Annotated in this window: 9 protein-coding genes and 1 pseudogene; 4 read left to right on the top strand and 6 right to left on the bottom strand. The window is 46.0% G+C overall.

Annotation, left to right across the window (positions count from 1 at the left end; translation table 11 throughout):
* Positions 1-12: 12 nt before the first annotated feature.
* A protein-coding gene (locus tag GS12_RS13720; protein ID WP_152551361.1) for an IS3 family transposase occupies positions 13-1,160 on the bottom strand; the annotation gives its coding sequence in 2 pieces (ribosomal slippage) (positions 13-923 and positions 923-1,160; 1,149 coding nt in all).
* 57 nt (positions 1,161-1,217) lie between these two features.
* Between GS12_RS13720 and hxsC the strand changes: the two are divergent.
* The 3 genes and pseudogenes from hxsC to GS12_RS13705 form a co-directional block, all read left to right on the top strand.
* Positions 1,218-1,979 (top strand): annotated as a pseudogene (gene hxsC / locus GS12_RS13710) (His-Xaa-Ser system radical SAM maturase HxsC); the annotation flags it as partial.
* The gene (hxsA, locus tag GS12_RS23380) at positions 1,976-2,620 is read left to right on the top strand and encodes a His-Xaa-Ser repeat protein HxsA (protein ID WP_072016894.1); all 645 of its coding nucleotides are present in this window, start codon (positions 1,976-1,978) and stop codon (positions 2,618-2,620) included. The pseudogene hxsC and the gene hxsA, both read left to right, overlap by 4 nt.
* 19 nt (positions 2,621-2,639) lie before the next feature.
* Entirely contained in the window at positions 2,640-4,247 is a 1,608-nt protein-coding gene (locus GS12_RS13705; protein WP_034947951.1) for a TIGR04141 family sporadically distributed protein, read from the top strand.
* On the opposite strand, the gene GS12_RS13700 is transcribed toward GS12_RS13705, so the two are convergent.
* The 3 genes from GS12_RS13700 to GS12_RS13690 are packed head-to-tail and all read right to left on the bottom strand — an operon-like array spanning position 4,244 to position 7,530.
* Positions 4,244-5,116 carry a ParB/RepB/Spo0J family partition protein gene (locus tag GS12_RS13700; protein WP_034947948.1) on the bottom strand — a complete coding sequence of 291 codons (873 nt, stop codon included), beginning with the start codon at positions 5,114-5,116 and terminating at the stop codon, positions 4,244-4,246. The two genes, GS12_RS13705 and GS12_RS13700, sit on opposite strands and share 4 nt — an antisense overlap.
* An 8-nt stretch (positions 5,117-5,124) precedes the next feature.
* Positions 5,125-5,997 (bottom strand): ParB/RepB/Spo0J family partition protein, encoded by an 873-nt coding sequence (locus tag GS12_RS13695; RefSeq protein WP_034947946.1) that lies wholly within the window; start codon positions 5,995-5,997, stop codon positions 5,125-5,127.
* Positions 5,998-7,530 carry a recombinase family protein gene (locus GS12_RS13690; RefSeq protein ID WP_034947944.1) on the bottom strand — a complete coding sequence of 511 codons (1,533 nt, stop codon included), beginning with the start codon at positions 7,528-7,530 and terminating at the stop codon, positions 5,998-6,000.
* A 607-nt stretch (positions 7,531-8,137) separates the two neighbouring features.
* Between GS12_RS13690 and GS12_RS13685 the strand changes: the two genes are divergently transcribed.
* A complete protein-coding gene (locus tag GS12_RS13685) occupies positions 8,138-9,730 on the top strand; it encodes an HrpF/NolX family T3SS translocon protein (protein ID WP_235421173.1) in 1,593 nt (530 codons plus the stop codon).
* A 138-nt stretch (positions 9,731-9,868) separates the two neighbouring features.
* On the opposite strand, the gene GS12_RS13680 is transcribed toward GS12_RS13685, so the two are convergent.
* A complete protein-coding gene (locus GS12_RS13680) occupies positions 9,869-11,986 on the bottom strand; it encodes a TonB-dependent siderophore receptor (protein ID WP_034947942.1) in 2,118 nt (705 codons plus the stop codon).
* A gap of 231 nt (positions 11,987-12,217) precedes the next feature.
* Positions 12,218-13,453: an MFS transporter gene (locus GS12_RS13675; RefSeq protein ID WP_034947940.1), complete on the bottom strand. Its 1,236-nt coding sequence runs from the start codon at positions 13,451-13,453 to the stop codon at positions 12,218-12,220.
* Positions 13,454-13,544: the final 91 nt, after the last annotated feature.

Below are 13,544 nucleotides of genomic sequence, written 5' to 3'. Positions count from 1 at the left end.
GCCACGGATAATCTAGACACTTCTGAGCCGTCGATAATATTGATTTTCATATTCCGTCGGTGGCATCTGATCACTCGAACCATGCCGACGCTTACTGTTATAAAACATTTCGATGTAATCAAAAATATCGCTGCGGGCTTCTTCCCGCGTTCCATAGATCTTTTTCTTTATCCGTTCACGCTTCAGCAACTGGAAAAAGCTTTCTGCAACCGCATTATCGTGGCAGTTACCGCGACGGCTCATGCTGCCCTCCAGGCCGTGTGATTTCAGGAACGACTGCCACTCATGGCTTGTGTACTGACTGCCCTGATCAGAGTGAACCAGCACCTGTTTTTGGGGATTACGCCGCCATACAGCCATCAGCAATGCGTTCAGGACAATGTCCTTTGTCATCCGGGATTGCATTGACCAGCCGATAATTTTGCGTGAGAACAGATCAACAACCACGGCAAGATACAGCCAGCCTTCGTGGGTCCTGATGTAGGTGATGTCCGTTACCCAACGCTCATCCGGAGCATCCGGATTGAACTGTCGCTGGAGCCTGTTGGGCGACACGATACAGGCCTCGCCTTTACGTGCCCGCGGGCTCCGGTATCCGACCTGAGCCTTTATCCCGGCACGTTTCATCAGTCGCCAGACTCTGTTGACTCCGCACTGTTGCCCGGTATCCCGCAGATCCAGATGGATCTTGCGATAACCATAGACGCATCCCGACTCCAGCCAGAACTGTTTAATCTGTCCTGTCAGTCTCAGGTCTGTCTGATGGCGTTGTGAATGCGGCTGCTGAAGCCAGGCGTAAAAGCCACTGGGATGAACATCCAGCACCCGACAGAGCAGGCGAACAGGCCAGCAACAGGTGTTGTCACGGATAAAGGCGTACCTCAGTCGGACAGCTTTGCGAAGTACGCCGCGGCTTTTTTTAATATGTCCCGTTCGTCGGTAACCCGCTTCAGCTCTTTCTGGAGACGGCGAATCTCGGCCTGAGCATCTGACGGTTCTTTATTATTGGAAGAATCCGGACCGTATTTCTTTATCCAGGCGTAAAGGCTGTGGGTGGTGATATCGAGACGTGTTGCAACGCTGGAAACAGAATAACCACGATCAACAACCTGTTTGACTGCTTCAATTTTAAACTCTTCGGGATAACGCTTACCGCTCATGGGCACCTCTCTTTAAGCCATCTTAAATGACTCCGAGGTGTCTGTTAAACCCGTGGCGATTCACTTCTTAACCAGTCAGCTCTGGCTATAGCTTCCTTCTCTCTGGATGGAGTAGTGGGAGTGAGCGGGGGAGAGCCTTTGCTCTATGACGAAGACTTCCTGCATTTTCTGGACTTCATAATCGAAAATTCCCCTGACACAGCACTGCATGTTCTAACCAACGGACGGAAGTTTGCGGATGTCAGCTTTACCCAGCAGATGAAGGAAAGAAGCGAAAAGATAAAAATCACTTTTGGCATTCCACTCTATTCTTCAAGAGCATCAGTGCACGACTATCTGGTCGGAAGCGAGGGAGCATTCGATGAAACAGTCAGGGGAATGATCAATGCCGGTAACTCAGGGATCAACATAGAACTGAGAGTCATCCCTACTCAGGCTAACTATACAGAGCTTGATGACATAGTAGAGTTTGCTGGTCGTGTGTTCTCGAACATTAACCAGATCTCCCTGATGGGGTTAGAGTCGATTGGATGGGCCCGTAAGAACTGGTCATCAATCTTCATAGAGCACGGCAACTACAGCGAACAAATCCTTTCGGCTATAGACACTGCACACAGGTCAGGTATCCCTCTTACCATCTTCAATTATCCACTATGCCACCTTCCTGAAAAGGCATGGAATTTTGCAACTCAGTCGATCTCTGATTGGAAAAATTACTATCCAAAAGAATGTGATGAATGCACTCAGAAGTCTTCCTGTGCTGGTTATTTCAGTTCATCAAAAGGCCGTTTTCATCAACCTCCGAGACCAATAATATGAAAAAGTTTAATTTTGCGGCTCTGCTTCCTGGATTTTTGGCTCTTAATAACTCTGTTTGGGCAAGTGATTCATCTACTGGTGCCAGTGACTTACCTGGTATGACTTTGAACGAACATGATTTGGTGATAGCTCCGCTCAACACCGAAGTGCCGTTCTACATTGCAGGACACAGAAGTCATAGTTCTCACCGTAGCCACAGCTCACACCGTTCCTCATCAGGCGGTGGTTACTATGGCGGAAGCACTCCTTACTATCCCAAAACATACAGCTCGCCAAGCACCTCAGACTCATCCAGTTCAGGAACTCATTCGTCGTCGTCCTCCTCCTCCTCCTCCTCTGTTCGCTCACTTCGCTCTAATGACACAAATAGCTCAACCACAACAAACTCAGCAGGAACTACGGGTGCTAATCGAGCAAGTAGTGGGCTGACTTCGGATACAGAAAAACGTAAGCGGTTAATCATGAGAGTGCAGTTTGCGTTACTCGATAAAGGTTTCTATAACGGCAACATTGATGGAAGTATGGGACCTGCGACACGAACTGCTATCAAGAATTATAGAGTTGCAAATGGATTGCCGACTCCAGTAAGAGAAACATTAGACACTCAGTTATTGAACTCTTTAAATATACTGGCCCGATAAGGTGTTGGGGGTAAATATAATGAAGATAAAACTTTCAATTTATAAAACAAAAAAAATTACAGATGATATTGATCAGGTTTTGAACTTGGAAAGAGTCCAAAAACCTATTGAATTTGAAATGGATGATGCAAGAGCATACCTTTTTGCAAAGCAAATTTCTGATCCAGTGCTACCTGAATGGACAACTTTATTTACAAGCCAAAAGACAGACATAAAGCCTGATTTTTTTGGTATGAATAGTAGCACTGGAGCAGTACTTGTGGTTGAGGTTGATAACACGAGGTATCTTATTCCGTTCGGAACTGGTCATCACTTAATTAATGATAGTAGCATTGTCAAAGGTTTTGGACTGAAAACAACCCTTAAATGTATTGAGCAAAAAAAAATCCGTAGCCTGGATAAAGGTAGCCATAACGAAACCAATCTTCTAACTCGTAGTCAGAGTAGTAAAGAAGTCGATATATATAATCTTAAAATAGATTCTGAGATGGATATTCTCACAACCCTTACAGGCACTTCCACTGAAGATGTTTTAGGAAATAAAATAACCGGGAAAGATGCTTTTGTAATTATGCCTGATGTTGAATTGAAAGCCATTCCCGAATTGTTATCTAAAATAAACTCTATTTATCTGTTACCACTTCCTGAAGAATTCGAGTGGGTTAATAATATTAAAGAAGCCGACGAAGAAGAAATTGAAATATTGGATCTTATTTTAATTGAGAAAATAAAATCAAGAGAATTTAATGATGTATGGATTGGAGAGCCTGAAATAGTAGACTGGGAAAATCAAATAGGTTATTGCTTCGAGAAGAGACAACGATTTGCACATGAAAACTTGTCAGTAGAACAAGTTTGTGATTTTTTCGACAGTAAAAAGATAGAGATAACTATTGACGATCTTAAAAAAAATTACCTGCATGTTTTGAATGCCGATTTTGAATCCATAAAAAAATGGTCCCTATATAGATGCTTTTATGCTGAGATAAAAGAGGGCGACCAAAACTATATTTTAAGAGACTCGATATGGTATGTTGCTGATAGAAAGTTTGTATCTAACATCGATGATGAGTTGAAAAATATTCAACATTATGAGGAGTCAAATAATTTACCTATCTACGCTTATAATAAAGAAGAAGATTACAATGAAAAAGTTTGTCTTGATAACAAGTTATTTACACTGATGGACCAAAAATTTATTTATCACGGTGGGGGTAAAAGTAAAGTTGAATTTTGCGACTTTATAAATGGGGCATCAGACTTTATTCATGTGAAATATTATAGTGGTCCGCAAAGTATGAGTCATCTTTTCTCACAAGGATATGTCGGTTCTGAACTTTTTATAAGCGATGCTGAGTTCAGAAGTAAACTTAATGAAAAACTCCCTGACCATATTAAATTAACTGATCATACAAAAAGACCAGATGCCAAAAAATATAGATTGGTCTTTGCCATAGCTACGAAAAAAAACCTGCCTGAAGATCTTCCTCTATTTTCAAAAATAAATTTAAAGAACTTTTACAAGAGTATCAGTAATTTTGGCTACGAAGTCAGGATCTGCAAAATTGATGTAGATCCTGAAATTTATAAAAGGAAACAATGTAGGCCGCAAAAGAATAAGCTTTAAGTCAATTTGTTAATGTCTGAAATGTCTGTCAGTTCGTTGAGATAATCACTTTTATTTCGCAAGAGCCAATGGAACACTTTTGGGTTCTCAAGCAGTTTCTTGATATGAGATATGATAATCGTGAGCTTTAAACTATTCGAGCCGTAGGTTTCCTTGATTTTTTGAGTGTCAAAATGAACTTGAGCCATTTCTTTCTCAAGTCGTTCTATCGCTTTCCTGTTAGCAAGTTTAGAGTCTGATGTCTTTTTGGGTTGCTGTATAAGGAACTCAGATGAGGAACTGTGATATAGTGATTCCGAAAATAGGGTTGAATAGTTTTCAAACTTTACCATCAAGTTCGCACATTCAATCTGTCTCAAAGGAACCATTTTCTTTAAGGTTCTAAAAGTATTAACCGGGATATCCTTATCGTTAAACAGCTCTATCACTTCCGGGCATATACCTTTCAAAACTGATAGGTTAGATTTCAGAGACTCAACACTTATATTTAATGCGGTGCAAAGCATTTCAACAGGAACTCCTACTCTTACAGCTTCTTTAAGCATTCGTTGGATCTGTATTATTGTTATTCGGTTAACTTTTTTATTTGGTGTGTAAGTGTCGTATGTTGTCGAAATAAGGCAATTTACTTTATCCTCACCTAACTCTTTAAGGGCCTCAACTCTAAGATGACCATCGAGAATTTTCACAGAATTATCTGTTTGATCAATGAAGACAAGTATTGGTTCTACTAAGCCGATGGCTAATATAGTGCTTTTTATTTGGGCAAATTTTTTACTGATTTGAAAATTTACAGGAAGCTTTTTTGTATAAGTCAGATCAGCCAGTTTAAAACTTACTGATTTTTCATTGAAGCAGTATTTGATCATTTCACACCTCAATTAGTCGTGTTTTTAACTATGACTTTAACAACATCTTCTAGACTTTCTTCAACTACTATTTTAGAAAAACTCTCATTACTGGTAAGCTCTTTGAATATCTGACTTGCAACTAATAGTTTTATTTCCACATATTCAGCTTTATTTTTGATTTTTTTATGTTGGGAGATATTATCCTGATAAAGTTGTTGTAACTCATCAGTAGTCATTTTTTTCTTTTTCTTGGCAACACCAAAGTTATTATTAATAAATCCCTTGAGTCCTTCATCTCGTGAATCGAGTATTTCACGAATTTTGCCAACATCTTTATGTTTTATTAAACCTTCATCAAAAGCTTTTATCAATAGTTCTTGACCACCCTCGAAGTCTACTCTTGCAATTTCAACAGCAAATGATATTGGTATGCATCCTGACTCAACAGCCGAAAGTAACTTATTTTCCCCTTTATTAATGAGCATGGTTAGACTTGTAATCCAGTGCAAAGATAGGCCGGTAGAGCTTGATATCTCCTTATTAGTTAATCCTTGCTCAGTCATTTCTTTTATTCGTTGAAACTGTTCCCCTGCTCTTGGAATTACTCGGGCCATATTTTCGACTAAACTCATGATGTAAGCCTGGTTTTCGTCTATATCCAATATAAAAGCCGGAATTAGCTCCTCACCCAATGCAGTCAACGATTCAAGTCTACCTTGACCGCATATCAAAGCGAAATCGTATTTTTTATCAACGATCCTTCGAATCGTTATTGGTTTTCTAAGCCCACTTGCATCAATGCTTTCAGTTATTTCTGCATGGCGAAATTTGTTCCTTGAACGAGGAATGACTACCTTTATAGAAGATATTTTAACCATGTGAACATTTTGATCTTGCATTTATATTACATCCTTATTATCAGTTGATAGCATATTAAAGAATGGTTTGATATCATCAAAACGATACATTTCGAACAAAAGGTTATTGTTATCTTTGAGTTTTAATTCATTTTCAAAAAAATCTAATGACGGTAATATGTAATAATCAACAGGCTCTGTGTTGAGACTGTTCATTCTTGCAATGACACTAATTTCTGGATTTAAACTCCTGTCCAATCGCACTATCCATCTATGCTTGTTTAAACCTGCTTTTTTACATCGTGAAAGCACTATAGAGAAGCTTAAAGCTTTATTAACTGAAACCAGTTTGTTTTCAAGTATACTCACTTCACTACTTAGGATTTCATTTTGTATCTTGTTAACAATATCACCGTGTTTTTTTCGTAGGTAAGAGTTTATCTCTAAGTATTGATAATCTCGATCAGGGGTATAATCTATTAATTTATAAGCATTGAGAAGACCTCCAAAGCGGTTTGCAATTACACTGCTTGATGGACTACCATCCTCCTCATCTATAATAAAGCCTGATATTTTTCCATGCTTGGAAAGAATTTTTCTCAAACAATCAAGAATTTTTTCATTGCTCATTTTTATAGAGCGATTATCAATTATTTCCTTAGCTAATTTGAATTTTTCTTCTGAAATGATGGGTTTAAAAAAGGAACTATATTCAATCCATTCATCTTCAGGGTTTCTGATCTTTTTTGTCTTTAACTTTTGTGATGTTCGGTTGTATGTGTATTTTCCTGTATATCTGCTATTAATAAGAACGGAGTGAATTCGACCACGTGTCCATTCTGTTTTATCGCTGAATCTATACCCCTCCTGATTAAGTCGTGAAGCGATAAGATACTCATTTAATCCGTCAAAAATGAACATATTGAAAATCTTTTTTATCAGCTCAATTTCTTTTTTTGTTCCAGGAACGAGAACTATTCTGTCTGTTTGAAGGCTCTTTCTCTCACCATGAGCGAGTATCATCTTTGATTTATTATTATTATCAAGTAACTTTCTTTTAAGCCCATATCCGGGTTTTCCTCCTTGATAGTATCCTCTTTTCACCAGGTTTACGTGTCCTGCAAATACCTTTATCGAAAGGTTTTTACTTAAGGCTCCCGCTGCGTACATAAGTGAAGAAAGTATGAATGTTTCAGTTTCACTATTTTCCGGGAGGTTTTCGGCACAATAAATGACATTCACATTGTTCATTTTGAGAAGATATTTATAGTAAATGCCTTCTTGAGGATCCTTGAATCGACCAAAACGACTTACATCATATACAAGGACTGCATCGATATTAATAACCTTTGTCAGAACATCATTAACAAGTTTATTAAAGTCATGCCTTCCAGTAGTAGTTACACCACTCTTACCTGCATCGTCATAGGTATGTATGATTTCCATATTATGCTCATCAGCATACTTTTTTATGAATCGTGCTTGGTTATCTAAAGAAAACTCCTGAAGATTAGTAGACATCCGTAGATACTGGGCAACCCTAACCTTATGTATCTTATCAGTTTTATCAATCATTTTAGTGCCTTGATGAAACTACTTGAGAAATGAATTGGTTAAAAATTGATCATTTTTCAATCGCTTTCAACCTTTTTTTGTTTTCTGCAAGGCGGATTTTTGAGATATGGAATTAACATTTTCTCGGAAGGAACAAACGATGAGAGGTTTGAGGGTGCTAAAGAGTGGAAAGATGGATTATCTCTTTGTGCTGGGAGTTAAACGGAACTTTTAAGTTTTGCCGTAAAAATTTTTCTTAAAAAGTATTTTATATGTAGCCTAAAAAAGAAAATTTTATAATTTTTTACTTACAAAACAGAATATTAATAGATGTTTATAAGTACTGCTGCATCATTGGCGTGTGGGCGGCGAATTTACTGGTATCGTTCATGCGGTTTTTATCCGTTCCATCGAAGAAGAAGTAAAATCTCTGCGTTTGTTTTTTATACAGTCAGCCAGCGTCTGGCATCGGGTCTGACGCAGGCTAGTCTATCGCAGCGCAGGGGGAAGCGACACCTGTAAAACCGGAAGGCGCTTCGCAAAGATTGACAAAGCCAGGCTGACTACGCGGAACTTTTGCCCGGCAAATGCCACACAGCGAGACGATTCTTTATGCGGAGCTAATATTATGCGCCTGTCCGGTTTTTCACCCTCCAGTTTCACCACGACAAAGGGCGCGCAGGGACAGCAAACTGTCGGCCAGCAGCCTTCGTCGGTTGCCGCCGGGAAAAACAGCGTCATCTCTTTTACCTCATCACAGATAACGGGCGGCACGGGGACGACGGGTTCATCGAATAATAACGACGTTCTGCCGCAAAATCAGGATGGAAAACAGTCACTCGACACGCTGATGAGCCAGATTATGTCATCGGTGCTGGGACTGCTTTCTGGCAACGCAGGCGCAATGATGGCGGAGCCCGCTGCGCTGCCGCAGAGCGATGCCAGCGCGACGCAGGGTGAAAGCGGTAAGATGCCGTTCGAACAGGTGGTGACGACGCTGGGGCGGCATGAAGATCTGCTGAAAAAACCGCTCGACCGCGAAGGGTTGGAGAAGCTGCGTGATGATCCTTCTACGCCATCGGACGCAAAAGAGGCGCTGGATACGCTGCTCAACGATCCGGAGATGTTCGCCGCGATCGATCCGGCCAAAAATGGTAAGAGCGATGGCAAAATCAGTTCAAAAGACATCCGGCAGTGGCAGGATAACCCGGCCGTTAAGCAATACGCCGACGCGAAAGCAGAAACCTACACGCACGATTATGTGCCGTCCGATGCCAAACCGGGGTCGCCTCCGCGCGAAATGTCCTCCAATGACGCCATGCGCGAACTCTATCTTTACTCTGAAAGCCTGCCGAAAAATATAAATCTGGAGAACTTACAAAAGATTGCCGACGGTTCGCAGGATATGGGCAAATGTCCGCCGCAGGTGGCCGCTGCCGCAAAATATTTCACGCAGCATCCTGACCAGTGGCAGCAGCTCACCGGCAAACAGGATGCCAACGCCAGCGTATCCCGCGATCGGCTGTGCGACCTTGCGGCCTATAACGTCAAGCTTTCGCCGCAGGAGAGTAAGGCTGTCGACACCCTTAAAAATAATGAAGACATCTTCTTCAAAGGTGGCGGCATCAAGCAGGATAAACTGACTAAAATCGCCAACGATCCGAAAAACAGCCAGGAGGTGCGCGATGCGGCCAACCTGCTCAGCCAGCCAAACTCGATGCTGTTTTCAATGCTGGACAACGGCAAACACGGGGCGGGCGGTAACTTCTTCAATAAGGCGAACGATAAAAATATCGGCAAGGGCGATCTGGACGCCTTTATTCGCAAAGGCAGCAATCAGGTGGCCGAGCCGGATCGGCTTTCTGGCGCACCCAAAACTATTGATGAGCTGACCGCGCAGCAGGATATGGCCACGGGCCAGGAGACGCAGCCCGATGCGAAAAAAGAGAAGGGCGGCGGCATCTTCAAGCTGCTTGATATTCTGAGCTACGTGGCGACCGGCCTGTCGATGCTGATACCAGGCGCCGGCGCGGCCGGACTGGCGGCAACGGCAGGGCGCGCTGCCGTCACTGCGGCGGTAAAAGAAGGTGTGAAACAGGGCGCGAAGGAAGCGGTGAAGGAGGGCGTGAAAGAGGGCGCTCATCAGGCCGCCGATGCTGCAAAAACAGCCGCAACAGGCAATCAGGAGATAGAAGGGCCGCGCGTCTGGGCGCAGGGCTGATGCAGCCTTGTGTGCCGTGCCGGTGATGTTGCGACGGGTTAAGAAACGGACGCGTTATACGATAAAGATACCAGCCGGTTCGAGTCGCATAGTCTGACGGGAAAATGAGGGAAAGGCCCGCTGACGGGCCTTTGTCTGTCAGAAGTCGTAGCCGACGGTGGCCACGATGGTACGCTCCGCGCCCCAATAGCAATAACCGGTTCCGTAACAGGCGGACACATAGTCACGATCGGTCAGATTGTTGGCGTTAACCTGTACGAAGGCGCCTTTCAGGCTGCTGTTCCACGCCCCCAGATCGGCGCGGACGGACGCATCAAACAGCGTCGCTGAAGGCAGACGCGTGGTGTTTTCGTTATCCGCCCACTGCTTGCCAATGTAGCGCACGCCAGCGCCGACGCTCAGGCCATAGTCAAACTGATATTTCGCCCACGCCGATGCCATAGAATTTGGCGTGACGTACGGCGTATGACCATCATTGCCATCAACGGAATCCTTAAAGCGCACGCGGTTCAGCGTATAGCTGGCGATGGTGCTGAGACGCGGCGTGAGTTGGTTATGCGCTTCCAGTTCAAGGCCCTGTGAATGCACTTTTCCTGCCGGTTCGTAGTAGGAACCGACCACGACGCGGTTGCCGACATCTTTTTGCGTCAGATCGTACACGGCCACTGAATAGAGATCGGAGGTGCCCACCGGCTGATATTTCACGCCTGCCTCATATTGCTCTGAGGTGGTTGGCTTGAGCAGGTTACCGTCCTGACCGGAGAGTGACTGCGGCGTAATGGCCTGGCTGTAGCTGGCATAGGGCGAAATGCCGTTATCGAAGGCATAAAGCAGCGCCGCGCGGCCGCCAATATGGTCGTCCTGACGACGGTACTTGCTGTTCTCATCGTAGTTTTCAGTCTGGGAAACAATACGATCGTAACGACCAGAGAGATCCAGATGCCATTTATTCCAGATCATTTCATCCTGTAAATAAACCCCGGTCTGATAGTAGCGGCGCTGCGAGGCGGAGAACGCGTAAGCGGGATTCACGCCGACGGCTTCCCCGGTAACGGCATTCAGCTGGCTGGCAAACCCGGAAGCATCATACAGGTCGTTTTTATACTGATGATATTCCGCGCCCAGCACCACCTTGTGATCGACTTCACCGGTGGCGAAATCGGCCTCTAACTGATTATCAATAGCGAAGGCGTCCAGCGAGGATCGTGAGCCGGAGTAGTAGCGATTCAGCAGGTCAGGATCGGTGGTATCCCAGCCAATCTGGTACACCTGGTCGAGATCGACATTGGAGTGCGAATAGCTGGCGTTGGAACGAAACGCCCAGGTGTCGTTAAAGCGATGCGAAAATTCAGCGCTGTAGATTTGTTCGTTACGTTTGAACTGATCCAGTGAACTGTCGCCGTCATAAAAACCGTTGCTCAGTTTACGGCCGTTGTGTTCGGTAATGCTGCCGTCACCTGGCACCGCGCTGTGATAGCCGCCGGAGGGATCTTTTTGCAAATAGGCGCGCATCAGCAGCGACGTGTCTTCATCCGGCTGCCAGAGCAGAGACGGGGAAATCGCATATTTTTCCTCGCGGGTGTGGTCGTATTGCGTATCGCTGTTGCGGGTGATGCCGGTCAGGCGGAACGCCCACCGATCGTTAATGGCGTTGGTGTAATCGAAGGCCGCGCTGTTGGTGCTGTTGGTGCCGGTTGAAAGGCGGAAATGGCCTTCAGGAGCGAACTGCGGCCGCTTCGACGTTTCCATGACCAGCCCGCCGGGCACCGTCTGACCATACAGGGCGGAGGAGGGGCCTTTGATCACATCAATACGTTCTAAAAACCACGGATCGACCTGAAGGACGTTGTAGCTGCCCGGATCGCTCATCAGGCGCAGGCCGTCGAGGAAGATGTTATCCACATCGCCACCGTGAAAGCCGCGCAGCGAAACCGTGTCGTAACGCGTGGCCGCCCCGGCGAAATTTGTGAAGGCACCGGCGGTATAGTTCAGCGCCTGGTTAACATCCATCGCGCCCTGGTCTTCCATCTGCTGACGGGTCACCACGGAAACCGACTGGCCGGTGGTGATCAGCGGGCGATCGGTTTTGGTAGCGCCCTGGCTGGTTTTTGCCGTATAGCCTTCCGTCGGCGTGGTGGCGGTTTCGGCGGGTTGAGCGGTCACTACCAGCGTGTCCGCCGCAAAGGTCAGCGCGGGGGCGGAAAGCGCGAAAGCGCAAAGCAGAACAGAACGCTTCAGGGTAAAAGGCATTCTCATTGTCAGTTCCTTCACAAGAATCAGTTTGGTTGTTCTCCGTGCGTAGGGGAGAACAGTTGGACATCCGGGCGAGCGATGCAAACGAGAGTGTTAATAGCAATGAGAATTATTATCTTTATAATAATGTATTTCAAGTGATGAATGTGCTGGATTTTCATACAGAAAGTGTAGGGTTATCGCTTTTCTGACGATAGCATTCTGCCCTGAGGAAGGCAGAATGCGGTAAGGCGGTTATAAGGTTGTTTTTTCATGCATGCGGCGCTGGCTTTCGTGCAGAAACGCCCGCACCAGCCACAGCCAGAGTAAACCACAGGCTGCATTCACCAGACTGAATCCGCCGCTGCCTGCGCTAAAGTAGGCGGCTTTGGCTGCTTCAATACCCAGCGCGAAGACCACAATGCTGATCATCCCCAACATCGCCGCCACGCTTCCTTTCCCGGCGCTGCTTGAAAACAGCGTCAGACGATAAAGCCCGGCAGTGACCAGCCCGGTGCCAAAACCATAGATGCTCAGCCCAGCAGTCAGCCACAGGTAGCTGTGCGCATTGATGGCGGTGGCGACGGCGGCGATCGCCAGTCCGATGATAATGGGCCAGGCGCCCAGCCGCAGCGGCCGTTCAACGGGAAGGCGGCTGGCGAGATGGCCCAGCGTCAGATTACCCGCGATCATCGCCAGAAAAACGGGAAGCTGAAGCAGCGCGTAGTCCATGCGGCTCAGCCCCTCGTCGCGGATCAAAATAACCGGTGATAAAGCAACCCACGCGAGACAGGGAATGGTGACCAGGCCAATCGCCAGCGAGCCGCTAATCACCTGGCGATCTTTCAGCAGCGCGTAGTAGCCTTTACCCAGCGACCTGAGCGAGAGCGAGGTGGCGCTGTCTCCTGCCGTTTCGGGCATGGCACGCCAGAGCCCCAGCAGCGCCAGCGCCGAGACGGCGGCAAATAACCAAAACATGGTGCGCCAGTCGCCAACGGTCAGAAAGGCCGCCCCGGCAAGCGGGCCAGCCAGCGGCGCCAGTAGCGCCACGTTAGCCATCAGCGCCATTATTTTTACGCTGAGCGATTCACTGAACGCTTCCTGAATGGCCGCGTAGCCCACCGCGCCAATGAAACACAGGCTTATCCCCTGAAGAAAGCGCAGAAAAACGAACTGCTCAATGCTTTGTACCCAGTGCGTTGCCAGGCAGCTCAGCATAAAAAACGCCACGCCGGAGAGCATCACCGGACGGCGACCAAATCGGTCAGAGAGCGGGCCGAGCAGCCACTGCAACACGATGCCGCCGATCAGATAGGCCGTCAGTGAAGCGGAAACCCATTCAGGGCCGACGTGAAACTCCTGCGTGACCAACAGCATGCCGGGCTGGATCATGTCGTGTGCGATATAGGTTGCGAATTCAAACAGCACCAGCGACAGCGGAAAAAGTAAGTGTCGTCGTGTCAGGGTCGACACGGGTACAAAAAAAGCCATTGGGGATCCTTTTCCGAAGGTGAAACGATCAAAAACGCGGCCGGGAAAGCGGCCGCGCCAACATACAGCATATCACGTGCGCATTACTGAA

The organism is Erwinia oleae (genome assembly GCF_000770305.1).
Classification (GTDB): Bacteria; Pseudomonadota; Gammaproteobacteria; order Enterobacterales; family Enterobacteriaceae; genus Erwinia; species Erwinia oleae.
The sequence above is the reverse complement of the archived record's forward strand: the minus strand, read 5'-3'. Positions and strand labels throughout refer to the sequence as shown.

Coding starts and splice junctions, on each gene's coding strand:
- GS12_RS13705 (WP_034947951.1), top strand. CDS start 2,640: ATGAAGATAAAACTTTCAATTTATAAAACAAAAAAAATTACAGATGAT.
- hxsA (WP_072016894.1), top strand. CDS start 1,976: ATGAAAAAGTTTAATTTTGCGGCTCTGCTTCCTGGATTTTTGGCTCTT.
- GS12_RS13695 (WP_034947946.1), bottom strand. CDS start 5,997: ATGCAAGATCAAAATGTTCACATGGTTAAAATATCTTCTATAAAGGTA.
- GS12_RS13700 (WP_034947948.1), bottom strand. CDS start 5,116: ATGATCAAATACTGCTTCAATGAAAAATCAGTAAGTTTTAAACTGGCT.
- GS12_RS13685 (WP_235421173.1), top strand. CDS start 8,138: ATGCGCCTGTCCGGTTTTTCACCCTCCAGTTTCACCACGACAAAGGGC.
- GS12_RS13690 (WP_034947944.1), bottom strand. CDS start 7,530: ATGATTGATAAAACTGATAAGATACATAAGGTTAGGGTTGCCCAGTAT.
- GS12_RS13675 (WP_034947940.1), bottom strand. CDS start 13,453: ATGGCTTTTTTTGTACCCGTGTCGACCCTGACACGACGACACTTACTT.
- GS12_RS13680 (WP_034947942.1), bottom strand. CDS start 11,986: ATGAGAATGCCTTTTACCCTGAAGCGTTCTGTTCTGCTTTGCGCTTTC.